The sequence below is a fragment of the Nocardiopsis sp. L17-MgMaSL7 genome, assembly GCF_003182025.1.
Classification (GTDB): Bacteria; Actinomycetota; Actinomycetes; order Streptosporangiales; family Streptosporangiaceae; genus Nocardiopsis; species Nocardiopsis prasina.
Map to the genome: position 1 here is coordinate 500,033 of NZ_QGTF01000003.1, position 22,723 is coordinate 522,755.

The 22,723-nt window shown below is 71.4% G+C and carries 20 protein-coding genes; 12 read left to right on the forward strand and 8 right to left on the reverse strand.

Going from position 1 to position 22,723, the window contains the following annotated elements:
- The first annotated feature begins 81 nt into the window (after positions 1-81).
- The 5 genes from BDW27_RS07515 to BDW27_RS07530 all read left to right on the forward strand — a co-directional run bounded on the left by BDW27_RS07515 (position 82) and on the right by BDW27_RS07530 (position 3,801).
- A complete protein-coding gene (locus tag BDW27_RS07515) occupies positions 82-1,209 on the forward strand; it encodes a glycosyltransferase family 9 protein (RefSeq protein WP_110048756.1) in 1,128 nt (375 codons plus the stop codon).
- A 616-nt stretch (positions 1,210-1,825) separates the two neighbouring features.
- Complete coding sequence (locus BDW27_RS07520; RefSeq protein WP_233515670.1) at positions 1,826-2,218, forward strand: CBS domain-containing protein; 393 nt, start codon at positions 1,826-1,828, stop codon at positions 2,216-2,218.
- 418 nt (positions 2,219-2,636) lie between these two features.
- A complete protein-coding gene (locus BDW27_RS27430; RefSeq protein WP_199560573.1) occupies positions 2,637-3,044 on the forward strand; it encodes a hypothetical protein in 408 nt (135 codons plus the stop codon).
- Between the two features lie 91 nt (positions 3,045-3,135).
- Positions 3,136-3,282, forward strand: coding sequence for a hypothetical protein (locus BDW27_RS27435; RefSeq protein WP_233515671.1), 147 nt, complete (start codon positions 3,136-3,138; stop codon positions 3,280-3,282).
- Positions 3,283-3,573: 291 nt separating this feature from the next.
- On the forward strand, positions 3,574-3,801 hold the full coding sequence (locus BDW27_RS07530; protein WP_040693363.1) for a hypothetical protein: 228 nt from the start codon (positions 3,574-3,576) through the stop codon (positions 3,799-3,801).
- Positions 3,802-3,869: 68 nt separating this feature from the next.
- Here BDW27_RS07530 and BDW27_RS07535 read toward each other — a convergent pair whose 3' ends face one another.
- Both BDW27_RS07535 and BDW27_RS07540 read right to left on the reverse strand, forming a co-directional pair.
- Positions 3,870-4,436 carry a TetR/AcrR family transcriptional regulator gene (locus tag BDW27_RS07535; RefSeq protein WP_017543663.1) on the reverse strand — a complete coding sequence of 189 codons (567 nt, stop codon included), beginning with the start codon at positions 4,434-4,436 and terminating at the stop codon, positions 3,870-3,872.
- A 202-nt stretch (positions 4,437-4,638) separates the two neighbouring features.
- Positions 4,639-6,021: a GH1 family beta-glucosidase gene (locus tag BDW27_RS07540; RefSeq protein ID WP_017543664.1), complete on the reverse strand. Its 1,383-nt coding sequence runs from the start codon at positions 6,019-6,021 to the stop codon at positions 4,639-4,641.
- A gap of 139 nt (positions 6,022-6,160) precedes the next feature.
- Here BDW27_RS07540 and BDW27_RS07545 point away from each other — a divergent pair, with 139 nt between their 5' ends.
- Complete coding sequence (locus tag BDW27_RS07545) at positions 6,161-7,765, forward strand: hypothetical protein (RefSeq protein ID WP_110048758.1); 1,605 nt, start codon at positions 6,161-6,163, stop codon at positions 7,763-7,765.
- Positions 7,766-7,780: 15 nt separating this feature from the next.
- On the opposite strand, the gene BDW27_RS07550 is transcribed toward BDW27_RS07545, so the two are convergent.
- The 4 genes from BDW27_RS07550 to BDW27_RS07565 form a co-directional block, all read right to left on the reverse strand.
- Positions 7,781-8,866 (reverse strand): magnesium and cobalt transport protein CorA, encoded by a 1,086-nt coding sequence (locus BDW27_RS07550; RefSeq protein WP_017543666.1) that lies wholly within the window; start codon positions 8,864-8,866, stop codon positions 7,781-7,783.
- Between the two features lie 115 nt (positions 8,867-8,981).
- Positions 8,982-9,629 carry an alpha-ketoglutarate-dependent dioxygenase AlkB gene (locus tag BDW27_RS07555; RefSeq protein WP_110048759.1) on the reverse strand — a complete coding sequence of 216 codons (648 nt, stop codon included), beginning with the start codon at positions 9,627-9,629 and terminating at the stop codon, positions 8,982-8,984.
- Between the two features lie 87 nt (positions 9,630-9,716).
- A complete protein-coding gene (locus tag BDW27_RS07560; protein WP_017543668.1) occupies positions 9,717-11,519 on the reverse strand; it encodes a hypothetical protein in 1,803 nt (600 codons plus the stop codon).
- A 271-nt stretch (positions 11,520-11,790) separates the two neighbouring features.
- Positions 11,791-12,840 carry a DMT family transporter gene (locus BDW27_RS07565; protein ID WP_110048760.1) on the reverse strand — a complete coding sequence of 350 codons (1,050 nt, stop codon included), beginning with the start codon at positions 12,838-12,840 and terminating at the stop codon, positions 11,791-11,793.
- Positions 12,841-12,911: 71 nt separating this feature from the next.
- On the opposite strand from BDW27_RS07565, the gene BDW27_RS07570 reads away from it, so the two are divergent.
- Complete coding sequence (locus tag BDW27_RS07570) at positions 12,912-13,832, forward strand: LysR substrate-binding domain-containing protein (RefSeq protein ID WP_110048761.1); 921 nt, start codon at positions 12,912-12,914, stop codon at positions 13,830-13,832.
- Positions 13,833-13,870: 38 nt separating this feature from the next.
- On the opposite strand, the gene BDW27_RS07575 is transcribed toward BDW27_RS07570, so the two are convergent.
- Positions 13,871-14,800 carry a LysR family transcriptional regulator gene (locus tag BDW27_RS07575; protein ID WP_017543671.1) on the reverse strand — a complete coding sequence of 310 codons (930 nt, stop codon included), beginning with the start codon at positions 14,798-14,800 and terminating at the stop codon, positions 13,871-13,873.
- Between the two features lie 314 nt (positions 14,801-15,114).
- On the opposite strand from BDW27_RS07575, the gene BDW27_RS07580 reads away from it, so the two are divergent.
- The 3 genes from BDW27_RS07580 (at position 15,115) to BDW27_RS07590 (ending at position 19,260) form a co-directional block, all read left to right on the forward strand.
- Entirely contained in the window at positions 15,115-15,657 is a 543-nt protein-coding gene (locus BDW27_RS07580; RefSeq protein WP_110048762.1) for a GNAT family N-acetyltransferase, read from the forward strand.
- Between the two features lie 243 nt (positions 15,658-15,900).
- Complete coding sequence (locus BDW27_RS07585; RefSeq protein ID WP_110048763.1) at positions 15,901-17,076, forward strand: hypothetical protein; 1,176 nt, start codon at positions 15,901-15,903, stop codon at positions 17,074-17,076.
- 96 nt (positions 17,077-17,172) lie between these two features.
- On the forward strand, positions 17,173-19,260 hold the full coding sequence (locus BDW27_RS07590) for an FUSC family protein (protein WP_017543674.1): 2,088 nt from the start codon (positions 17,173-17,175) through the stop codon (positions 19,258-19,260).
- Positions 19,261-19,308: 48 nt separating this feature from the next.
- Here BDW27_RS07590 and BDW27_RS07595 read toward each other — a convergent pair whose 3' ends face one another.
- Positions 19,309-19,962, reverse strand: coding sequence for a cyclase family protein (locus tag BDW27_RS07595; protein ID WP_017544954.1), 654 nt, complete (start codon positions 19,960-19,962; stop codon positions 19,309-19,311).
- A 249-nt stretch (positions 19,963-20,211) separates the two neighbouring features.
- On the opposite strand from BDW27_RS07595, the gene BDW27_RS07600 reads away from it, so the two are divergent.
- Entirely contained in the window at positions 20,212-20,892 is a 681-nt protein-coding gene (locus tag BDW27_RS07600) for a 1-acyl-sn-glycerol-3-phosphate acyltransferase (RefSeq protein ID WP_017544953.1), read from the forward strand.
- 278 nt (positions 20,893-21,170) lie between these two features.
- Complete coding sequence (locus tag BDW27_RS07605; protein WP_017544952.1) at positions 21,171-22,517, forward strand: FAD-dependent oxidoreductase; 1,347 nt, start codon at positions 21,171-21,173, stop codon at positions 22,515-22,517.
- Positions 22,518-22,723 lie beyond the last annotated feature (206 nt).

Sequence of the window (22,723 nt, forward strand, 5' to 3'; positions counted from 1 at the left end):
TGGTTACGACCGTGACCGGTGTTTATCGGCCGGAGCGACGGGTCAGGCGCAGAGCACACGGCTGTGCGACGAGGAGGTTGAATGGACGGTCGGCACCCACAGCACCGGCCCCTCCCGGGCCGGGGAGACGGCCCGAGTCGGTCGTCGGCTCCCGCGGGGCGCGGTTCCCTCTTGGCGCTGCGCTGTCTGGGTCTGGGGGACTTCGTCACCGCCGTCCCCGCCCTGCGCGCGTTGGAGCGGGAGTTCGCGCACCACGAGCGCCTCCTCGCGGCACCGGTCGTCTATCGCGATCTCGTGCGCCTGGCGGGGCTGACATGGACGGTGCTTGCCTCGGAACCGTTGCGCACTCCCCCGTGGCGGGGCCCCGCACCCGATGTGGCGGTGAACCTGCACGGGCGAGGCCCACAGAGCACCGCCGTCCTGCGCGGGCTCGCACCGACCCGGCTCTGGTCCTACGCGCCACCCGGAGAAGCGACGACGGGCGCACCGGACGAACGCGCATCCCGTTCCACGCCCCCTCGGTACACGGAAGCGCCCTGGCCGGGAGCTGTACACGACTCTCGCCTGTGGTGTGGACTCCTGGAGTGGAACGGCGTACGCACCGTGCCCACGGACATGCTCTGGCCGCGGCCCGCCGATCACGACGGAGAGCTCGGGGCGCGTCCGGCCACGGCGGTCCTGCACCCGGGTGCGAAGACCGCGTCCAGGCGGTGGCCTCCCGAACGGTTCGCGCTCGTGGCACGGTGGCTGCGGGAACAGGGGCTTCGAGTGGTGCTCACGGGTTCGGCCGAAGAACGCCCCCTGGCGTGCCGGGTGGCCAGGGAGGCGGGGCTGAGTCCACAAGCGGTCGTGGCTGGACGCACCGACCTACCGTGTCTGGCCCGTCTGGTCGCCGACGCCGGGCTGTTGGTGAGCGGTGACACGGGTGTGGCCCACCTCGCGACCGTCTACGGCACACCGTCGGTCCGGTTGTTCGGTCCGGTGTCACCTGCCCTGTGGGGCCCGCTGATCGACCTCGACCGGCACGAGTGCCTGTGGACGGGGAGAACGGGCGACCCCCATGGGGACCGACTCGATCCCGGCCTGGACGCCCTGGGCTTCATGGAGGTACGCGAGGCCTGCGAACGCGCCCTCCGCCGTGACCGGATCAGCCCATGGCACGTGGAGGTCCACGAGCCCCCGGCCGGGGCGTCCGGCTCAGGAGAGTGACCGGTTCCGCTTTCGCGGCCGCACTCGCCTCCCCAGTGCCCGAGGGCAACGACCATCACCGGGGCGGCTGAGGAGGCAACACGAACCCCCGTCTTCCCCAGGAGTCCCGCGACCAGGCCCCATAGCACCCCGTCTTCGTTCCGGCCACCCCGGTGTGGACGCGCTCTGACCCCGGATGGCGGCGGACAGCGGGCAGGTCCGGGGCTCCGTCCAGCGTCCACGGGGCGAGAAGGGGAGGCGGAGCGGACGGCGCAAGAGGGAACGATGTGTTCGAGTGGCACCGTTGTCCGCCGCCGACCAGCCCGTACTCTCGCGGGTACTCGTCTCCCTGTCGCAGATGGCTGGATTCGTCCGAGTTCGTGTTGGTGGGGGATCCGCCGGGTAGGCCTCCCACAGGGCGGTCGGGCAACGTCTCGGTGCAACCACACGGTCCCGCTGACCCGAGGACGCACGGTCGTCCGAAGGGCCGTTCACCTCGAACCGTGCCTTGGGAACATCTGAACGCCGCCCGTATGACCGGAACAGACCGGCACACCGGCCGCAGTGGCGCTGAACCGCGCTGCCATCACGTGGAGGGAGAGGATTCGAGATGGCACCGACCACGGTCCGAGAAGTAATGACAGCCGACCCCCGGTGCATCGGTACGGACGACTCACTGCAGAAGGCAGCGGACCTCATGGCCGCCGACCAGGTGGGGGCACTGCCCATCTGCGGGCAGGACGGTCGACTCAAGGGTGTGCTGACCGACCGCGACATCGTCGTGCGGGGGCTCGCCGGAGGTAAGGACCTGGCCGACTCGGCCGGAGGCCTGACCCAGGGCGAAGCCGTGACTGTGGGAGCGGACGACTCCGTGGACGAAGCCATGGACACCATGCTGGAACACGGGGTCAAGAGGCTCCCCGTCATCGACGGTGTCACGCTCGTCGGGATCGTCACGACCGCTGACATCGCACGCGCTCTCCCCAATCCCGAAGTAGGGGGTCTGGTGAAGGCGCTGAGCCTGAACTAGGCCGCGCGGGCGTCGGCTGGTGGGCTTCACCACCACGCACGCGCGAGGAGGAATGACGGACCTTGGAGTCGTCCACGCTCTCCTACCGGGGGCGTCTGGGCCGCTCCCGTGATGCGCGGGGGCGGTCCCGTTTCGGAGTGTTCCATCTCGGGTGCTCCGTTCTCTGAGTGAGACCGTGAGCGCGGGGCGGCTCGAAGCGCCCTCGGGGAACCTCCGACCACGGGACCGCAGGAGTGCCGGGGCCCTCTCTCCGGCAGGGTGGTCACCGGCGCTGCGCGAGTCCGCCGCGGGCGATCCCGGGAGGACGAAAGCACCTGCTGTCCTGGACTTTCTGGACATAGGGGGCGGGTATCGGTGTTCGCCGAGTGTGTGTGCACCGGTTTCCCTAGTCTCGCTCGGAAGATCCGAAGGAGACACCATGCCCACCCCCCTGGAGCAACGCCTTCCGCCCAACTCCTACCGCAACCTCGTCCTGCTCGCCCTGACCACGCTCTCCGGGCACCGGGACTCCCCAGGCCTGTTGGAGGACGCCCACCGGCTCGTGACCGGCGCGCTCCCGCGCGGGCGCCGCCATCCCCGCCCGCACGAGTACGCGAGGACCCGCCGCCGGGTCCTGCGCAGGTCGCTGCACCCCCGGAGCTGGCATCCGCGCGGCCAGGCGGGACTGCGGGTCCCGGCGGCGGCGAGGGCCGTTGGACCTGCGTGCGCTTCGGCGGGCACGACGGCGGCGGGCTGGCTCGCGCGGTGCTGGTCACTCGGACCGGCGGGGGAACGGGGACTGTGGTGGCCGGGGAGCGTGAGGGCGGCTGGGACTGTAGCAACCTGAACCGCGAGGTGGCCGCGGGCACGTGGTGGCGGGACGACGACAGCCGGTGGCACTACCTCGCCGCCGCCACCCGGGAGGTCGCCTCCTCACCGTGGAGGATGGCGCCGAGGGGGCCGCCGAGCGCGGTGAGAGCGCGCTGGCGGTGACCGGACCCCGCTCGGAGGCGCCTCCCGCGACGGAGGTCGGCCTGACCGCCCTGGACACGGAGGGGGAACCGATGACCGTCCTGTCGCCCTGAGGTCGAGCGCCGCCCTACCCCGATTCGGCTCTGGCCAACGGGTCGAGAGTCACTTCCCGGGCCCATGGCCGTTTCCGGCCAGACTCACGTGCGCATGCACGTGCAACTGCACCGCCGGTGATATCACTGGGAACAGACTCCCCCAATCCGGGCGGGGTAGCCGGGGCGCCGTGAACCGGGCGTTCCAGGTCGGATTCGCTTTGCCGCGAACCTCCCGCGATGCCACGGCGCGGCCGCCCGGAACACGGACCGGCTCCGCTTTCGGCCACGCGCTGTAGTTAGGGTGAACGTATGTCGATTTGGGCGCGGGGAGACCGCACGGGGCGCGTCGGGGAGGCCCTCCTGTTGCTGGAGGGTCAGGGAATCATCGACGGGCTGGATGTCCTGCCCGCCGAGGAGAAGCCCTACCGTGTACGCATCCCCGCCGGGATCGTGCACATGGACGAGGACGAGGCGTCCATGTTCGCGTTCGGCGCGGTCGTCGGCTCCTTCGGCAAGCTGGCCCGACAGCCGGCCTGACTCCCGGTCGCGCGGCGCGGTCCCGCCTCCTGCCGGGGGTGACCGTCCGTGGTGGTCCCCGGAGGAGGCTAGCCGCGGCCCATCGTGCGCAGAACCGCGTCGACCAGCAGCTCCCGGAGCATCTCACGGTGCTCGGCGGTGTGCGCGACGGTGAGCTCGTTGTTGAAGGTGGACAGGCACATCCCCACCGTCATCTCGGCCAGCGGCAGCGCCGGACGCCCGTCCTCGGGCAGTTCCTCGACGAAACGGGCCACCTCGATCGCCTCACGGACCGCCTCGATCCACGGTTCGGTCCGCTCGCGCCACCACCTGCGCTGCTCCCCCGGCTCCGCGCCCAGGCCGGAGGCGGCCGCCAGCAGCGCGCCCGACTCCAGCCACAGCGCCATCCAGGCGTCGACCAGGCGGCCCATGTACCCGTCGATGGACTCCATCCGACCGAAGGTGAGGTCCACCTGGGAGGCGAAGGCGGTCAGCCGCACGTCCACGGCGGCCTGGAGCACCTGGTTCTTGTGGTTGTAGTACCGGTAGACGGTGGAACGGTCGATGTCGACGCCCTCGGTGATCTCCTTGTAGGTGACCTGACTGAAGGGCTTGGTCCGCAGCAGTTCCACCAGGCTGTTCTGCAACTGGAGCATGCGCTGTGCGGCGCGGAGGCTTCCGCTGGTCCCCGAACTCGCATCCCGCGGCGCCGTCATACCCGATCCGTCCGTCATGAGCCCCCATGGCCCTCGTGCGTCGTCTACGCCCTCCAGCTTGCCCCAGATCGGAACGTATGCCAACACGCCGTTGGTCCGCCAGGGAACCCTGTGGGCAGGAGGTCCGTGCTCCCGCCGTCCCCTATCCCCGGCGGGCGCGGTGCGCGGCCAGGTACTCCCGGTACCAGTGGTAGCTGTCCTTGGGGTGGCGCTCCAGGCTCTGGTAGTCCACGCGCACGAGTCCGAACCTGCGCTCGTACCCGTAGGCCCACTCGAAGTTGTCCAGCAGCGACCACACGAAGTAGCCCCGGACGTCCACTCCCGCCTCAATGGCTCGGCCCAGCGCGGCCAGGTGTTCGCGCAGGTACGCGACGCGGTCCGTGTCGTGGACCCGGCCGTCGTCGTCGGGCGCGTCCGGCTCGGCCGACCCGTTCTCGGTGATGAGGATGGGTGGGAGCCCCGGGTAGCGGCGGTTCAGGTCCACCAGCAGTTCCTCGAAGGTCTCCGGGACCACCGGCCATCCCATGGTGGTGTGCCGCCACGAACCGGTGTACTCCACCTGCTCGGCGCCGACGTCCACGGCGGTGCGCAGCGCAGGGTCCGGTTCGGCGTGCGGGGCGTCGCGGAACATCAGGGGCCGGTAGAAGTTGACACCGAGGAAGTCGAGGGGTCGGCCGATGGTCTCCAGGTCCCCCTCCCTTCGGTGGGGCGCGTCGGCCAGCGCCCCCCAGACCTCGCGCTCGTTGTCGGGGTAGGCACCGGTGAAGAGCGGGTCGAACCAGGTCCGGTTGTGCAGGGTGCGGACACGTTCGACGGCGGCGCGGTCGGCCTCGGAGTCAGTGGCGGGCACCAGGTGGTCGGGGTTGAGCGTGATACCGACCTCCCCGGCCCCGGCGCCGCGCAGCTCCCCGACGGCCTGGCCGTGGGCGAGGAGCAGATGGTGGGCGGCAGCGAGGGCGCCCGCGCCCTCCCGGGTTCCGGGGGCGTGGCGACCGACCGCGTGCCCGACGAAGGCGCTGCAGAAGGGTTCGTTGAGGGTGATCCAGCGGTCGACCCGGTCGCCGAGGTGGTCGGCGACGATCCTCGCGTACTCGGCGAACCGGTGCGCGGTGTCGCGGACCCGCCATCCGCCCTCGTCCTCCAGGGCCTGGGGGAGGTCCCAGTGGTAGAGGGTGAGGGCGGGCTCGACTCCCGCGTCGAGGAGGGTGTCGACGAGCCGGTCGTAGAAGGCCAGACCCTCGGGGTTGGGGGCTCCGCGGCCGTCGGGCTGGACGCGGGGCCAGGAGACCGAGAACCGGTACAGGTCCACGCCGAGTCCGGCGATCAGGTCGACGTCCTCGGCGTAGCGGTGGTAGTGGTCGCAGGCGACGTCACCGGACTCCCCACGGGCCACTCGCCCGGGGGTACGGCAGTAGGTGTCCCAGATGGACGGGCCGCGGCCGCCTTCGGTGGCGGCGCCCTCGACCTGGTAGGCGGCGGTGGCGGTACCGAACAGCAGGTTCGGGGGGAGTTGCGGTGCGCTCATGGGGGCCTTTCTCTTGGGAGCGCTCCCAAGCCTGCCCGGTGAACCGGTTCCGGGCAACCCCCGAACCAGAGGCGATCCGGATCCGTCACAGTCGTGAGCGCGCCCCGCGATCGCCGGGCACACAGGGAAAGGGAACGGGTTGAGCCACACCGACTACTCACAGATCTTCCTCTCCAGGGACATGTCCCAGGACCGGAGGATCCGCGAACTCCAGGAGAACCTGGACGTCGCGTACTCGCAGATGGCCCGCGACCGCAGCCGTGTGCGGTCCGAGCTGAGCCGTGTCCGGGGCACGCTGGAGCAGCGGTTGGACCGGGTGTCCGCGACCCTGGACGCCTTCATCGAGCTCAGTGACGTGCGCGCCACACTGGCGATGTTCGACAACGCCGCCATCGCCCGCCACCGCACCCTCCAGATGCTGAACGGAACCGCGCTTCCCAGCCTGGAACTCGAGGACGTCCCCGGGTACTGGCTGGTCCCGGCCGCCCGGGGCCTGCACTCCCTGTTGGGCGACGACCTCCCCCGAGCCCGCCTGCACTTCGACGAGGCGGCCCGCGTCGACCCGCTGCGCGCTCGCGGGTTCGCGGCTCTGACGGGCGCGCTCACCCGAGCCGAGCACGCCCGCACCCTGGGCGAGAACGTGTCCGCGGACCTGCTGCCCCGCCTTCCCGATCCCGACTCCGAGGTGACCCGGTGCGAGCGCGCGCTGTGGATCCTCACCGCCGACGGCTCCTTCGGGGACGACGCCCGCGAGCACCTGCTGCTGTCCACCCTGCGCGGCTGGCCCGGGGACGGGGTCCGCAGCCCGCTGGTCGACGGATGGTTCGGCTCCGGCACTCCCGCCAACGGCCGGGGCGGGCGCCCCCGCGGACCGCGCGACTCGGGTGCCCTCCCACTCTCCACCACGGCCGCTCCGTGGCGCCAGGCCGCCTCCGACCTCGCCCACCTGCGCGAACGCATCAGCGGCATCACCGACGTGCGCGGGGAGGGCGCCACCTCCGAGACACTCGGTCCGGACCGGGCCAGCTCCGACTTCCTCCAGGACTCCCTGCGTCTGCTCGTGGAGGAGGGCAGCCCGGAGGAGGCTCCCCTGTTGGCCGACGCCAACCGTCTGCGCGCGGTGATCGAGAACAGTGGCCAGGACGGAACCCTTCCGGCGTGGAGCGACGACGTGGGAACGGTGGCCTCGCTCCTCCAGCAGGACCTGACCAGGGAGGACGCACCCCCGCAGCGCCGCACGTTCTCGCTGGTCCTCGTGCGTTCCGCCGTCCTGGACGCCGCCGAGGCACTCGCGAACCGGGCCAACGAACCGTGCCCGGAGACGGCGATCCTGAGGGTGCACGGGGCGGCGATCCAGCTGACGCCTTCCGGAGCGAACCGCCAGCAGGTCGAGGACACACGTGAGCGGCTGCGTCAGCGGGCCGTCCCCGAGGGTGGCCCCCGCCGGTCCTTCTGGGGCGCCTCCGCCGTCACCGGGGTCCTGCTGTTGCTCTCGGTGCTCACCGCCAACGGCCTTCTGTGGGTCCTGACCCTGGCAGGGGCGGCCTCCGCCGGATACGCCCTCTTCCTGTCCGAACGGGAGAAGGCGGACGCCGAGGGCGTGGTCCGGCACCAGAGCCGCCAGCTGGACCAGCAGGTGGACACGGCGGTCAGGGAGTGGCGCCGGACACGGTCGGAGACCGAGGAGCACGCGGTCGCGGCCCGGCACGACCTGGAGGCGATCCGTTCCCTGCTCGCCTCCTGAGCCCGCACACCCCGGTCAGAGCCAGTCGTTGCGTCGGAAGAGCAGATAGAGCAGCAGCGACGAGAGGAACATGAAGACCAGGACGAGCGGCCAGTTGAACACCCAGTGAAAGCCGGGCTGGGGGGCGATGTTCATGCCGAAGATCGACGCGATCAACGTGGGGACGACTAGGATTCCGCCCCAGGACGAGACCTTCTTCATCGCCTCGTTCTGGGCCTGGTCGACCAGGTTGCTCTCCACGGTCATGATGTTGCTCAACAACTGGCGGAACCCCTCGACGTGGTCCCTGGCGGCCGCCACGTGATCGGCCACGTCGCGCAGGTGTTCCCTCAGCTCTCCCCTGTGGTGTTCGCCCGGCCGGGGCATGTTGGGACCGAACCGCTCCGGGCTGTCCAGGGGTTCCATGATCTCCTCCAGGACGCGGCCGAGCGGGTCGACCGCCCGTTGCAGCAGGATGATCTGTCGGGCCAGCCTGTAGGTCCGCTGGGAGGCGTCCCGAGCCCCCGCGAAGACGGCGCTCTCCACCTCGTCGATGTCCTCCTGGAGGGCCGCGACGACCGGCGCGTAGTCGTCCACGACCCGATCCAGGACCGCGTAGATCACTCCGAGGGCGCCGTGGCCCATCATGTGGGGTTTGGCCTCCAGGCGCGCGCGGATCCGCTCGAAGTCCACCGAGGGGTCGTGGCGGACGGTGATGACGACGTCCCGGGTGCCGAAGACGTGCACCTCGCCGACACGGATCGTCTCCTTGTCCTCGTCGTAGGTGGCCGGGCGCAGCACCAGAAAGAACACGTCACCGTAGGTCTCGGCCTTGGGCCGCTGGTGGGCGACGATCGCGTCCTCCACCGCCAGGCGGGGCAGGTGGAACTCGCGGGCGGCCTCTCGGAGCTGGTCCCGGTTGGGCTCGGTGAGGCTCACCCAGGCCCCGAGTGAGGGGTCGGCGCGCACCGCCGCGTGCGCCTCGGCGAGGGTGGCCGCCTCGCGCTGTCGCTCACCGGAGCGGTACAGGACGATCCGGCACTCCCCCGGGGGCGCGTCGGCGGGGAGCGCGGCCTCCGCCCGGCCCAGCGCCATGGTGCGTTCGGGCGCGGATTCGGTCATGGTGTGCCCTTCCCTGCCTGGCCTGACCTGCCCGATCCTGACGCGGGGTCGGCGCGGGCGCGCCCCGACACGCCGGGGCGACCGGGGGAGGCCGGGAACCCGGTGGTGTCCGGGGTCAGCCGGGCAGGCCGGAGGCCCGGATGGTGATGTTGAGCCTGCCGTCCAGTCCGAGGGCGGGGTCGGCGGTACCCGGCCGGGTGCGGGGGACCCCGTGGTAGGCCATGCGGGAGGGCCCGCCGAAGACGAACAGGTCCCCGCTGTGGAGTTCGACGTCGGTGTAGGGGCGGGTGCGGGTCTCGGTGTTGCCGAACCGGAAGACGCAGGTGTCACCGAGGCTGAGGGAGACCACCGGGGCCGGGGAGCGTTCGTCGCGGTCCTGGTGCATGCCCATGCGGGCGTCGGCGTCGTAGAAGTTGACCAGGGCCACGTCGTGGGGGTCACCCTCGTACGGGGCCTCGTAGGCGGCCTCGACGGCGCGGACGGCGAGCTCGCCGAGGAGGTCGGGGAAGGGCTGGACGGGGGTGCCGTCGGGCAGGGTCCGGGAGTAGGAGTAGGGGACCCAGTGCCAGCCGAGTGAGGTCATGGAGACGCTCATGACCCCACCGCGCGGCATGGGGTGGCGGCGTGTTCCGGCCGGGCCCCGGGCCCACTCGCGGCACCTGCGGACCAGGTCGGCCTGGGTGTCCGGGGTGAGCCAACCGGGCAGGTGCACCGCGCCCGGGGCGACGGAGACGGGCGGTCGTCCGAACAGCGCATCGTCCATGGGTCCATCATGCACGGCCCTCGATGCGTCCGCCCGGGAAGGCGCTCCGGGCGGAGGCCGCGCCGCCCGGAGCCCGGTCGGGCGGGGTCAGCGGCGCATGAGGTCGCGGATGTTGACCACCAGCAGCACGACCACGATCAGGACGATGGGGACGGTGATGGCGATGCGCCAGTCCGCGATGAAGGCGGCGACCACGCCCACGATCAACCCGATGACCACCGCGGCGATCGCGATCCCGGTCAGGTACTGGACGAAATTGCGGCGCGCGACGGAGTCGATCGCGGCGAAGGCCAGGACCACTCCGAGCATGGCCCAGAGGGTCATCTGTCCGTGGAGGAGGAACAGCGTCAGCGCCAGCGAGATGAGCAGCAGCGGTGTGCTCAGGGCGACCCACAGGTGAAGGAAGCGGTTGGCGCGCTGCTCGCCGGAGGCGTAGGGCATGTGGGGCGCCTTGAGGTGCCCGGTCGGGGACGGCACCAGCGGGGTCTGGCTGTCCAGGGAACGCAGGAGGGTGTCGCGTTCGTCGGCGAGCAGGGCCCGCTTCTCGTAGATCTCCGCCAGCTCCTTCTCCAGTCCCTCGATCCGCTGACCGTACTCGCGGGCGCGCGGCCGGGAGGCGGCCTCCCGGTCCAGGGCCATGCGGGCCGAGTCGAGCTGGCGGAGGCTGTCGCGGCGGCTGACGACGTCGCCGTCCAGTCGGCGCAGGCGCGACTCCAGGCCGCGCACGTGGGCGCGCAGTTCGGAGCGTGCGGCGGTCTCGGTGGGCGCGACCTTCTGGAGCCCGACCCATGCCAGCGGATCGGCCCAGGACCGGCGGATGGTGCCGTCACGCTCGTACCGGGGACCGCTGGGGGCGCGCTCGCCCTCGAAGAAGTCCCGGGTGTCACGTCCCCACAGGCCTCGGAAGCCGCGCACCCAGGGGGTGTCCTCGTCGATCAGGACGGCGTTCCACTCGCGGTCGCCGCCGGGGCCGAGCCGTTCGCCGTCGCCGCGCGCGTAGTCGACGAAGGGGACACCGATGCCGTGCCGGTTGATGGCGGCGTCGGCGCGGAACAGCCGCTGCGTGAACCGGCGCCAGCCGCGCACGAGGCCGCGCAGGAAGGCGGGGTCCACCTGGATGAGGTAGTCGCCGGGGAGCATCTGGTGCGAGTGCGAGCCCGCTCCGACGTAGATGACGGGGTGGACGCCGTCGCGGTGCAGGTCGGGGTCGGCCCAGGAACGGCGCAGGTCGTCGCCGTGGTACTCGTGCGAGGACGCGCCGACCCACACCGGCCGGGTGGTGCCGTCGGGGTTCTCCACCACGTAGACGGTGACGCGCTCCCAGTCGGCCTCGTGGTCGTTGACCCCGCCGTAGATGGTGCGCCAGTCGTTCATGGCGTAGAAGAACCAGTACTGGAGGACGATGTAGCCGCCCTCGCGGGTGACGCGTCCGTAGTAGGTGGCACCGCCGTTGTCCACGCGCTCGCGGTAGCGGGTGACCGCGGCGAAGGTGACGCCGCCGGGGACCGCGCCCCGGATGAGCAGGGAGAGCTTCATCAGGATGTCGAGGACGCGGCCGAGCACGCCCACGGCGGCCAGACGGCCGCTCTTGGGGATCACTGAGCGGGCGATGCCCTTGAAGCGCCGGGCCTCCTCGCGCAGCGACTCCTCCTGGACGAAGCGGAGGTGCTTGTGGCGGCCCGGCCACTCCTCCTCGGCCTGGGAGAGCCGGTCGAGGGTCAGCTCACCGGCGGGGACGATGACGCTTTCGCGTCCGCCGGGCTCCTCGATCCAGAGGCTGCAGCTGCGTACGTAGGCGTCCACTTCGGTGGGGAAGAACAACTCCCCCTTGGTGCACATGAGCACCGGTTCGTGGGCGCGCAGGAGTTCGAGGTCAGATTTGGCCGCCATGATTCGGACCAAGTTAGTGCATGGAAAGGAACGTGCGCGCCCTGGGACGCGCTGCGGCGGGGTGGGACGTGTCATGCCGCCGATCGGTCCGGGCTGGTCCGCGTCGGGTCCGACGCCGTCACCGTTCCCAGGCGACGCTCCTCGTTCCGGTGGTCTCACCACTGGCGCGGGGCCGGGGGCGCTGACCCGCTCACCCTTGGGTGGCGGCACGGTGACGGTCCCCCGCCGCGCCGCGTCCACCCTCTTGGGGGCACGCGGCGAGGGACCGGGTTCAGGCGGCCCGCTCGGGCTCGCGGTCGTGCGGGCCCTCGTCGGCGGGCGCCGAGGGGAACCGTACGATCTCCGGGAGGGGCGCACCGGTGTGCCCGCCGCCCGGGGCGTTCGCCGGAGCGGTGCCGTGGCGGCGCGTCCGCACGGGCTCGCTCCGGGGGACGGCGGGCCGGGGACTGCGGTCCCCCCGGGCGGCGCCGATCCCCGCGACCACCACCAGGGCCATGCCCACCAGCTGCACGGTGACGGGTGCCTGGCCGATGACGATCATGCCCATCACCAGGGCCACGGCGGGTTCGAGGCTGGAGAAGGTGCTGTATCCGGTCCGGCTCATCCTCTGGAGGGCGATCATCTCCAGCAGGAACGGCACCATCGGGAAGAGTAGAGCGATGAGCAGCGTGAACACGATGAGTTCGAGGTTCGGTTCGGCGATGGCGGCCGGGGCGCCCAGGGGTGCGGTGACCAGCGCGCCCACGGTCATCGCCAGGGCGAGGCCGTGCACGGCGCCGAACCCGGCACCGACTCGTTGCGTGAGCACGATGTAGCCGACCACGCAGACCGCACCGGCCAGCGCGAAGCCGATGCCCGCGAGGTCGAGTTCGCTCTGCCAGGGGCGCGTCAGGCAGACCACGCCGACCACGGCCGCGACGATCCACACGAGCTCGCGGCGGCGGCGCATGGCCGCGACGGCGACCACGAGGGTGCCGAGGAACTCGATGGAGGTGGCGGTGCCGAGCTCGATCCGCGCCGTCGCCTCGGAGTAGAACAGCATCATCCCCGCGCTCGCCGTGCCCAGGATCACCACGGCACCCAGCTCGCGCGGTGTCGCCGCGCGCACGGCCCGCCACAGGGAGGGACCGCCGAGCGCCAGGAGGAGGAGCGCGGCCCACGTCAGCCGGAGCCAGGTGACCGTCGCCGGACTCGCGTGGGCGAAGGCGGTCACGGCCAGGGCGCTGCCCGTGTGCAGCGTGAACATGGCGACGAGCAGCATCAACGGCGCCGGGACCCGGATCCGGGCACGGCGGGGCGAGGAGAGGAAGGAGGGGATCACCCGACCATTGGACTCATTTCGTTCGTTTCTGTCCACGGACTGATGGTTGACGAACCATGTAGTTTTGGTTGATGGATTTCACGCGACTCCGCCTGCTCGTCGAACTGGAACGACTCGGGACCATGGCCGCCGTGTCCGAGGTCACAGGCATGAGTACGTCGGCCGTCTCGAAGCACTTCGCCGTCCTGGAGAAGGAGGCCGGGGTTCCCCTCCTCGCCCCGGACGGGCGGCGGGTGCGGCTCACCCCCGCGGGGCGCCGACTCGCGGAGCACGCCGTGGACATCCTCGCCCGGGTGGAGGCGGCCCAGGCCGAGTTCGACGGCGACACCGACCCCGTCGGTCGCGTCGACCTGGTGATGTACACGTCGGCGGCGCCGATCGTGCTCCCCGCGGTGCGCCGTCTGCGGCGCGACCACCCCGGGATCGACATCCGCCTGACCGAGTACGAGTCCGACCAGGCGCTGGCTCTGCTCCAGGACGGAGGCGCGGATCTGGGGGTGGTGTACCAGTACAGTCTTCTCCCCCGGGAATTCCCGGGCACGCTCACGGTGTACCCGGTGGGCACTGAGGCGCTCCTGCTCTCCCAGCCCTCCGAGGGGGCGGACAGTCGGACACTGACCCGGCGCCGCCTGCGCGAGCTCGCCGACGCCTCCTGGATCGCCAGTCCCTTCCGAGGGGACGAGGAGGCGCTCCTGCAACGGATGTGCGCCGATGCCGGGTTCACCCCGAGGATCAGGCACCGCGTGGACACCCTGGAGCTGTTCGAGGAGCTGGTGGCCACCGGTGTGGGCGTGGGCGTGGTGCCACGGCTGTCGACCTCCACCCGGCGCGGGGTCGCGCACGCGCCCCTGGGAGAGCTGGGCGGCTTCCGCCAGGTGTACCTCGCCGGGCGCACCGGCGGTTGGGCCTGGCGGCCGATCCGCGTGGTGGCCTCCTACCTGCACCAGGCCGCCGAGGACGTGTTGGACGAGGTGGCGCCGCTCCCCTTCTGACCCCGCCGCCAAGGAGACGGCACCCGGGAGCCCCCGGTTCAGCCCGCGATGGCGAAGGGACCCACCGAAGGGACCGGGACCTTGCTGGCGGCCTCGCGGATCGCGGTGAGCAGCGGCTCGGGGGTGGACCCGGCCCGGGACAGGACGACGATGTGGCGGCGCGCGGTCTCGCGTACCCCCCGTACGACGATCTGCGGGTGGTTGAGCCCGGTCCACGCCAGCCTCGGCATGAGGGCGACCCCCAGGCCCGCCTGGACCATGGAGAAGACGGCGCTGAAGTCGTCGACCGTGTGCACGACCCGGGGCTGGAACCCGGCCTGGTTGGCGGCGGCCGTCACGCAGGAGTTCCATGCCGTGCCCGGACCGGACATGATCCAGTCCTCGTCGGCCAGGTCCTCGGCCAGGTGCAGGCTGGTCCGGGTGGCCAGGGGGTGCTGGTAGGGCAGGATCGCGTCGAAGAGCTCGACCATGACCGGATCGCTGCGGAAGTCCGGGTCGCCCGCCGCGGGCAGGTGGCTGGTGGACATGGTGACGGCCACGTCCAGTCGGCCGGAGCGCACCATTTCGGCGCTCTCCTCGGGTTCGGCCTGCACGACCTCGAAGTTCCAGCCGGGGTGGCTGGTGCGCAGGCGGGCCAGGGCCGGGGCGACGAGGTCGCTGATGCCGGTGGAGAAGGAACCCACCCGCACGACACCGCGGTCGCCGTCGGAGTACTCGGCCAGGTCGGCGGCGGCGCGCTCCATCTCCGCGAAGATGACGTGCGCGCGCTTGAGCAGGACCCGGGCGGCACCGGTGAGCAGGAAGCGACGGCCCTGGCGTTCGACGAGGGGGACCCCGGCCTCCTTGGCCAGGGCGGCGAGCTGCTGGGAGACCGCCGACGGGGTGACGTTGAGCGCCTCCGCGGTGGCTGCCACCGTGCGGTGGTGGTCAAGGGCCTGAAGGAGCTGCAACCGCCGAACGTCGATCATGCTGCCTAATTTAGGACAGAACGAACAGGTTTCGATGGTGTTCCGGTCTGATTACCGACTCTTTGATGGTGATTCCTTACACATCGTCCACCAGTGTCCGCTTCCGGTCGCACCGGAGCACCCTGAAGAAAGATTTCACTTTTTTCTCCATCAGGGATGTCGGGCAGGCTTTTTCTCCGTGTCGCCCCTGTTCCGGTTGATACCGGCACGTACAGTCAGACCCACAGCTCAACCAAGGAGGTGCGGAGTGCACCTTCCCAGGGACAGCACCCCATGCTGGTGGAACGGGTGAGAAGAAAATGCAAACTTCGCTGATGACCAAACCTCGTTCAAGGAACGTCGACGTTCTCGGCTTCCGCTACCTCGGCGCCCACGAGGTGGAGGAGCTCGCCGACCTGTGGGGTGCCCAGCACCAGCAGCACACGGTGACGGCCCCGCACCTGGAGGACATCATCAGCGCGGTGAGCCTGGACGAGTCCTGGCGGCGGCGCCGCGCCCAGTACCTGGCCTGGCTCCGCGACCCCGACACCATGGCGATCCTCGCCGAGCACGACGGCGACCTCGCCGGGTACGCGATGGTCACCGTCCGCGAGAGCGCGCAGGGCAGCTGGGACCGGGGCGAGCGGGTCGCCGTCGTGCAGACCTTCGCCATCGACCCCGACTACACCGGGACCGGGGTGGGCTCCAAGCTCCTGGAGGAGGTCCGCCGGCAGCTCGCCGCCACGGGCATCCGTGACATCGAGTTCTCCGCTCTGGCCACCGCCTCCGAGGACATCAGCTTCCTGGAACAGGAGGGGTTCCGCCCCTTCGTCACCACAATGGTCTCCCGCGTGGACGGCTTCGGCGCCCACGACTGAACACCCACCGCCCCCTCACCGGCGGTGAAGCGGTGACGGCTCCGCGAACGAGCCCCCGCGCGGTCATACCCACGTCCCGCGCGGGGGCTTCTCCCTGCCCGGGATGGGGCCCGCCCCCGTGACCCCCGTCCACGGCTCCCGCTCCCCCACCGCGCCCACGAGTGATCCGGCTCGCGCCCCGTCCGGCGACACCCCGCGACACACCCCGGCGCGGGCGGACCGCGAAGCGCTACGCTCGGGCCCGTGGCCTCCTCCGACTCCAGCACCTGCATCTTCCCCGGCTGTACCCGCCCGGTTCCCCGGGGTTCCTCCCCCGGTCGCCCTCCGCAGTACTGCGACCTGCCCGAACACACCCGCTGGCGGGCGTGGAAGGAACGGCAGCGGCTCGCTCAGGAGGCCGAGAACGCTGAGGAGGCGGCCCGCGCCGAGCCGGAGGAGAAGACGGCAGCCGCGGCACCCGCGCAGGGCGGGGAGCCCGTGACCGCCGCGCGACTGCGCGCGGACGACCTCCTCACGAGGTTCGCCGTCCAGGCCGAACAGCTCAGCGCCACGCTCGACTCGGCGACCGAGGCCTTCTCGACGATGTCCGACCCGGCCGCCGCCGAGGCCCAGGTGGAGGCGGCCCGGCTGGCCGCCTCCCGTCAGGTGTCGGAGGCCGACTCCGCCCGGTTGGAGGCGGAGAACCGGCGCCGTGAGGCCGAGGCCGCCCGCCGCTCGGCGGAGGAGACCACCGCCGCCGCCGTGTCGGCCACCCAGGAGGCCGAACGCATGGCCGAGGAGGCCCTGCTCCGCAGGGACACCGCCGAGACCGAACGCGAACACCAGGCCGAACTGGCCCGCGCCGCCGTGGCCGAGCGCGACGCGGCCGTGGCCGAGGCCAACGCCGGGCTGGCCGCCGCCGAGCACCGGATCACCGAGACCGCTGAACGGGCCCGTACCGAACTCCTGCGGGAGAGGGCCGAATCCTCCGAGCGCCTGGAACGGGTGCAGGTGGAGGCCGAGCGCCTGCGCACCGACCTGGCCGAGCAGTCCCGCCGTCGGGACGAGGCGGAACTGGCCGAGCGCGGCGCGCTGGCCCGGGCCGAGCACGCGGAGGAACAGGCCGCCCGCAACGCCGCGGCCCTGGAGACCGAGCGCGCCCGGTTCGGCACCGAACTGGAGCGCGCCCACCAGAGGGCGGAGTCCGACCGGGCCGCCGCGGAGGCCGAGCGGGCCCGGCTCACCGCCGAACTGGAACGCCTGACCACCGAGCTGGACGCCCAGCGCCGCAACGCGGAACTCACCCTCACCGAGGCCCGGGAGGCCGCGGCCGCGCGCCTGTCCGTGGCGGAGGAGGCGCGGGACCGCGCGCTGGAGCGGGCCGAGAGGGCCGAGACCGACCTCAGAGGGGCCAGGGAGGCCGCCGCCCAGAGTGCCTGATCGAGCACATCTGCGACCTACGTGCCCTTTCGTCACGGTATTTCGGCTTAGGATGGCCACGTGCGAGATCTGGGAACCACTGGCGAGACCGGCCCGATGAACCTGGGCGGGGAGGAGTCCGCCAAGACCCCGGAACGCGTCACGGTGGGTGAGCGTCCGCGACCGCGCGTCAACCTCAAGGCCATCTTCGGCCTGGAGGCGGGCCCCTGGGCCTGGACCACCGCACTCCAGGCCGCCATCGCGATGACCGTGTCCTTCGCCCTGGCCTCGGTCATCTTCGGACCCCAGATCGGCACCCTCGCCGCCCTGGGCTCCATGACCGTCCTGTACGAGAAGAAGACCCCCTACGCCTACCGCGCCGCGGCCCTGGCCCTGGTCGGACTGGGGTTCGTCGCGGCCGTGACCGTCAACTCGTTGGCCGCCTCACTCTCCCCGTGGGCGGCCGTGGCCTCCATCGGGCTGACCGCCGGGGTCGCCACCTGGGTGTGTGCCGCCTGGCGGGTGGACAAGCCCGGAACGATGTTCTTCGTGCTGGTCGCCACCATCTCCACCATCGCCCCCGGCGGCCTGGCCGAGGTGCCCCTGCACGCGCTGGTCGCCGCGCTCGGTGCCGCCGTCGGGTGGGCGGTCTCGATGTCCGGCGCCCCGCTGCGTGCCCGCCACCCCGAGTACAGGGCGGTGGCCGCGGCCTACCGGGGGCTGGCCACCCTGCTGCGGGCGGTGGGGACGGCCGAACTCGACCACGCGCAGCACGCGGCGTCGGTGGCGCTCGCCGAGGCGTGGCGAATCGTACTGCTCGGCCAGACGCGCGGCTACCGCACCACGACCGAGGCCGCGCGACTGCGGGCACTGCTGCGGTGGGTCTCCGACATCCATCTGGCCGCGACCCAGGTGTGCATGGCCCGGCCCACCGCGCTGCCCGAGGAGGCGGCGGACTTCGCCGACCAGATGGCCCTGGCCGTCGCCGACCCGGCCAGCGCGCCCGATCCGGACTCCCTGGACGACCTGCGCCGCGGCATGCGCCCCCGTTCCCTTGAGGCGCGCCTGTACAACCTCCTGTCGCGCGCGGCCCAGTCCGCACGGCGCGGCTCCGACGAGGAGGAGAACGACGACGACCGGCGCACCGCCGACCTCCACGACGACCGCTACCCCGCGCTGTGGAGCTCGCTGCGCTCCAGTCTGAGCGGCGACTCCCTGATCCGACCGACCGCGCTGCGCATGTGGCTGACGGTGACGCTCGCGGGCGCGTTCGGGCTCTCGATGGGCCTGGACCACTACTACTGGGTGGCCCTGACCACCACGGCGGTCCTCCAGGGCGGCAACGTGGTGCTGACCCTGAACCGTTCGGTCCAGCGTTCGCTGGGCACCCTGCTGGGTGTGCTCGGCGGCGTCGCGCTGCTCACGTTGGACCTGCCCCTGGTCGTGGTCATCCTCGCCGCCGGGCTGCTCCAGGGCGCCACCCAGCTGGTGGTGGGGCGCAACTTCTTCTACGGCTCGGTGCTGTTGACCCCGATGGCGCTGTTGCTGTCGTACACCGCCAACCCGTACCCCGTCACCGAACTCGCGGGTTCCAGGATCATCGACACCCTGGTGGGTTCGGCCTTCGGCCTGGTGGGTGCGCTGCTGCTGTGGCGTCGGGCCTCGGCCACCCGGTTGCCGCAGGCCATCGCGAACGTTCTGGCGAGCACCCGCCAGTGCATGATGGCGGTGCTGGACCAGGACGTGGAGATCACCGAGGAGCGCCGCTACCGTCTGCGCCGCGACATGCGGGCTGCCCTGGTCAGCCTGCGCGGGGTGTACGACAGCGCCATCGGCGACGTCCCCCGCGCCGCCTCCACGCGCCCGCTGTGGCCCGTGGTGGTGGCCACCCAGAGAATCGGCTACCTGGCCCTGGCCGCGCTGTCGCAGGACCGCAGCCCGAACCCCGCGGGCACCATCACCCTCCAGCGGGTGGACCTGGCCTTCCACGAGCTCATCTCCGCGATGGAGGAACGCCGCACCCCGAGGCTGGGCGCGCTGCCGCGCCTGCCCGCCTATCCGAGGATCAACATGGAGCTGCGGGCGCTGGCCAACTCGATGACCAGCGCCGTCGCCCAGGACGAGCGTTCCGCTCAGCAGGAGGCCGAGCGCCGGGCCCAACGCGAGCGGCGCCGCGCCCAGAAGGACGTCGACGCCGACCTGTAGCCGCGGGAGGGTCGGGGCGCCCCTCCGTCCGATGCGGGGCGCGGAGCCCTAGGAGACCACCGCGAAGGCCCGGACCGGGAACGCGGCCACCCCCCTCACCTTGGCGGGGACCGCGTGGAACCGGAACCCCTCCTCCGGCAGCTGGTCGAGGAGGCACAGGTGGGTGACGATGGGGACCCCCGCAGCCAGGAGTGCGGCCTGGGCGGGGCGCGCGCCCTCGGTGTGGGGGGCGGTGTCGTCGACGCTGACCGAGTCGATGCCGACCAGGGTCGCGCCGGACTCCACCAGGGCCTTGGCGGCGGTCTCGGTCAGGTGCGGGTGCTCGAACGCGCCGTAGGCCTCGGTGCGCCAGTGCCGGTCCCAGCCGGTGCGGACCAGGACGGCCCGGCCGCGCAGGTCGAGTCCGGCGAAGGCCTCGGGGCCGATCTGGTGGCCCTCGGTCACTGTGACCACCACTCCGGGGAGGTCGGCGACGCGTTCCAGGTCGAGGTCGGCGGGGTCGGCCCCGTCCCGGTAGCGGTGGGCGGGGATCTCGACGTGGGTGCCGGTCGCTCCCACCATGTTGACGCGGCCGCTGCTGTCACCGTGTCCGGGGACGGCCCCCGCGACGGTGGTGCTCTCCTCGATCGCCGGTCGCGGCAGGCCGGGACCGGTGTTCATCCCGTCGGTGATCTGGTGGCTGACATCGACCAGTTTCGCCATGGCTGTCTTCCTCGTTCGCGTCCGGAGGGGACCTCCGACCTGGATCAGAGGTCTAGACCATCAGCCTAGCGCGCGTGTCCCAGGTCACGGCAGTGTTCCACGGCACCGACTTCGGCGGACCTGGCCCCGGCGGCCCGTCGGCAACCCGGATAAGCTCTGGTGGCGCGGTCGTGGGCGGCCGACTCCCCTCGAGCCCGCACACCCGCGTTTCCCACGCGTACTCCGCGACCCACCGAGAAGGGGCTACCTGTGTCACCGTACGGAGCGGCCAAGGCCGTCGTCGCACCCGTCACCCGTGTGGTGTGGCCCCAGAAGGTGGAGGGCGCGCACCTGGTGCCGGAGAGCGGCCCGGTGATCCTGGCCGCCAACCACCTGTCGAACATCGACCCGCTCTTCCTCGGGCTCGCCTGCCCCCGGCAGGTGCGCTTCATCGCGAAGAAGGAACTCTTCAACGAGAGCACGTTCTTCCGGAGACTGCTCTCCCGCGCCCTGAAGATGCTGGGGCCGGTCTCAGTGGACCGGCGTCCGGGGCAGAGTTCCCAGGAGGCGATGAACAACAGCGTGGAGGTCATCAAGGGCGGCGAGGTGTTCGGCATCTTCCCCGAGGGCTCGCGCTCCCCCGACGGTCGCCTGTACAAGGGACAGACCGGTCTGGCGTGGCTCGCGCTGAGCACGGGGGCTCCGGTGGTCCCGGTCGCGCTCACGGGAACGCAGCGCATCCTTCCTCCCGGCCGCAAGCTCCCGTCGTTCAATCGCGTGGGAGTGCGTTTCGGGGAGCCGGTCGACCTGTCACCCTGGGAGGGCGGGGCTGACAGGGCCAGGTCGCGCCGCGAGGCGACGGACGCGATCATGGGCGCGATCGCCAAGCTGTCCGGCCAGGAGCAGATCTCCCGGTACGCTGCCTCCGTCAAGGCGGAGCTGGAACAGTGACCTTCCCCACAGTCCCCACGGGGCTGAATCCTCCTTGACGAGGCGTTGACCCCAGACTGAAGGCCCTTTCGGCGAGGCCGGACCCGGCCTCCCGCCTGGATCGCGGCCACGGGGCGGCGGTCCGGAGCCTTCCCCCCTCCCTGGCGGGGTGTGAAGAATTCCCTACCCTTATAGTAGGTTTTTCCGGTGGTGACATCGGATAGATTAGGCAAGCCTTACCTATGGCGTCCGACCCTGGCACGAAGACTTGGAGCTGTGCGATGACGCGACCACTGCGAGTGGGAATCGTTGGTGCGGGCCCCGCGGGAATCTACGCCGCGGACCTGCTCACCAAGGACGAGACCCTGTCCTCGTGCGGCACGTCCGTCAGCATCGACATCCTCGACAAGCTGCCCTCCCCCTACGGCCTGGTCCGCTACGGCGTGGCCCCGGACCACCCCCGCATCAAGCAGATCCAGGGGGCCCTCCACAAGATCCTCGACAAGCCGGAGATCACCTTCTACGGCAACGTCGAGTACGGCGTGGACCTCAAGCTGGAGGACCTGCGCCACCACTACGACGCGGTCATCTTCGCCACCGGCAGCGACCGCGACCGTCCCCTGGACATCCCCGGCGTGGACCTGCCCGGGAGCCACGGCGCCGCCGACTTCGTCTTCTGGTACGACTCCCACCCCGACGTCGCCCCGTCCTGGCACGTCGACGGCACCAGCGTCGCCGTGATCGGCGCGGGCAACGTGGCCGTGGACGTCGCGCGCATCCTGGCCAAGGACGCCGACGACCTGCTGTCCACCGACATCACCGACAACGTCTACGAGGGTCTGCGCGCCAAGCAGATCACCGACGTGCACGTGTTCGCCCGCCGGGGCATCGCCCAGTGCAAGGCCACCCCGATGGAACTGCGCGAGCTGGACAAGCAGCCCGGCGTCGAGGTCCTCGTGTACGCCGAGGACTTCGAGATGGACGAGGGCAGCCTCCGGGCCTGCGACGAGTCCAACCAGGTCAAGACCAACGTCAAGGTCCTCCAGAACTGGGCGATCCGCGACGAGCGCGGTGCCGAGCGCCGCCTGCACCTGCACTTCCTGCACTCCCCCGTGGAGATCCTCGGCGAGGACCGGGTGTCCGGCATCCGCACCGAGCGCATGGAACTGACCGGCGACGGCAACGTCAAGGGCACGGGCGAGTACGTGGACACCGAGGTCCAGGCCGTCTACCGGGCCATCGGCTACCTGGGCTCGCCCCTGACCGACCTGCCCTTCGACGAGGAGCGGGGGGTCGTCCCCAACTCCGAGGGACGGGTCCTGGACCTGGACGACCGGCACGTGGACGGCGTGTACGCCACCGGTTGGATCAAGCGCGGCCCGGTCGGCCTCATCGGCCACACCAAGGGCGACGCCCTGGAGACCGTCACCAACCTCGTCGCCGACCGCGAGGCCTTCACCCCGGCCGCCGAGCCGGACCCGGTGGCCTTCGAGTCGCTGCTCGCCGAGCGCGGTGTCGAGTTCACCACCTGGGAGGGCTGGAAGCGCATCGAGGCCCGCGAGGAGGAGCTGGGCGCCGAGCGCGGACGCAAGCGCCTCAAGCTGCTCACCCGTCAGGAACAGACCAGCGTCGCACGCCAGGCGTAGCCGCGTGTGAGCTTCCCGGCCGGTCCCGTACCCCTTTGCGGGACCGGCCCTTCGTCTTTCCCCGATCCGGCCCGTGTGTCACCGTGAGATTGCGCATGGAGCTCTCCCCGGGTTCGTGGAACAACTCCTCGGACGTATGGGTTAGAGTCACTGTTGGTCGGTGTGGTAGCAAGTGTCCCCCGGGCCTCAACTATTGCCTTCGCGGA

What these genes read in the sequence shown, in the direction of transcription:
- BDW27_RS07550 (WP_017543666.1), bottom strand. Translation starts at nt 8,866, where the DNA reads ATGACCGAATCCGCGCCCGAACGCACCATGGCGCTGGGCCGGGCGGAG.
- BDW27_RS27430 (WP_199560573.1), top strand. Translation starts at nt 2,637, where the DNA reads ATGCCCACCCCCCTGGAGCAACGCCTTCCGCCCAACTCCTACCGCAAC.
- BDW27_RS07590 (WP_017543674.1), top strand. Translation starts at nt 17,173, where the DNA reads ATGAACCTGGGCGGGGAGGAGTCCGCCAAGACCCCGGAACGCGTCACG.
- BDW27_RS07530 (WP_040693363.1), top strand. Translation starts at nt 3,574, where the DNA reads ATGTCGATTTGGGCGCGGGGAGACCGCACGGGGCGCGTCGGGGAGGCC.
- BDW27_RS07555 (WP_110048759.1), bottom strand. Translation starts at nt 9,629, where the DNA reads ATGGACGATGCGCTGTTCGGACGACCGCCCGTCTCCGTCGCCCCGGGC.
- BDW27_RS07580 (WP_110048762.1), top strand. Translation starts at nt 15,115, where the DNA reads ATGACCAAACCTCGTTCAAGGAACGTCGACGTTCTCGGCTTCCGCTAC.
- BDW27_RS07540 (WP_017543664.1), bottom strand. Translation starts at nt 6,021, where the DNA reads ATGAGCGCACCGCAACTCCCCCCGAACCTGCTGTTCGGTACCGCCACC.
- BDW27_RS07595 (WP_017544954.1), bottom strand. Translation starts at nt 19,962, where the DNA reads ATGGCGAAACTGGTCGATGTCAGCCACCAGATCACCGACGGGATGAAC.
- BDW27_RS07520 (WP_233515670.1), top strand. Translation starts at nt 1,826, where the DNA reads ATGACAGCCGACCCCCGGTGCATCGGTACGGACGACTCACTGCAGAAG.
- BDW27_RS07515 (WP_110048756.1), top strand. Translation starts at nt 82, where the DNA reads ATGGACGGTCGGCACCCACAGCACCGGCCCCTCCCGGGCCGGGGAGAC.
- BDW27_RS07535 (WP_017543663.1), bottom strand. Translation starts at nt 4,436, where the DNA reads ATGCTCCAGTTGCAGAACAGCCTGGTGGAACTGCTGCGGACCAAGCCC.
- BDW27_RS07560 (WP_017543668.1), bottom strand. Translation starts at nt 11,519, where the DNA reads ATGGCGGCCAAATCTGACCTCGAACTCCTGCGCGCCCACGAACCGGTG.
- BDW27_RS07570 (WP_110048761.1), top strand. Translation starts at nt 12,912, where the DNA reads ATGGATTTCACGCGACTCCGCCTGCTCGTCGAACTGGAACGACTCGGG.
- BDW27_RS07575 (WP_017543671.1), bottom strand. Translation starts at nt 14,800, where the DNA reads ATGATCGACGTTCGGCGGTTGCAGCTCCTTCAGGCCCTTGACCACCAC.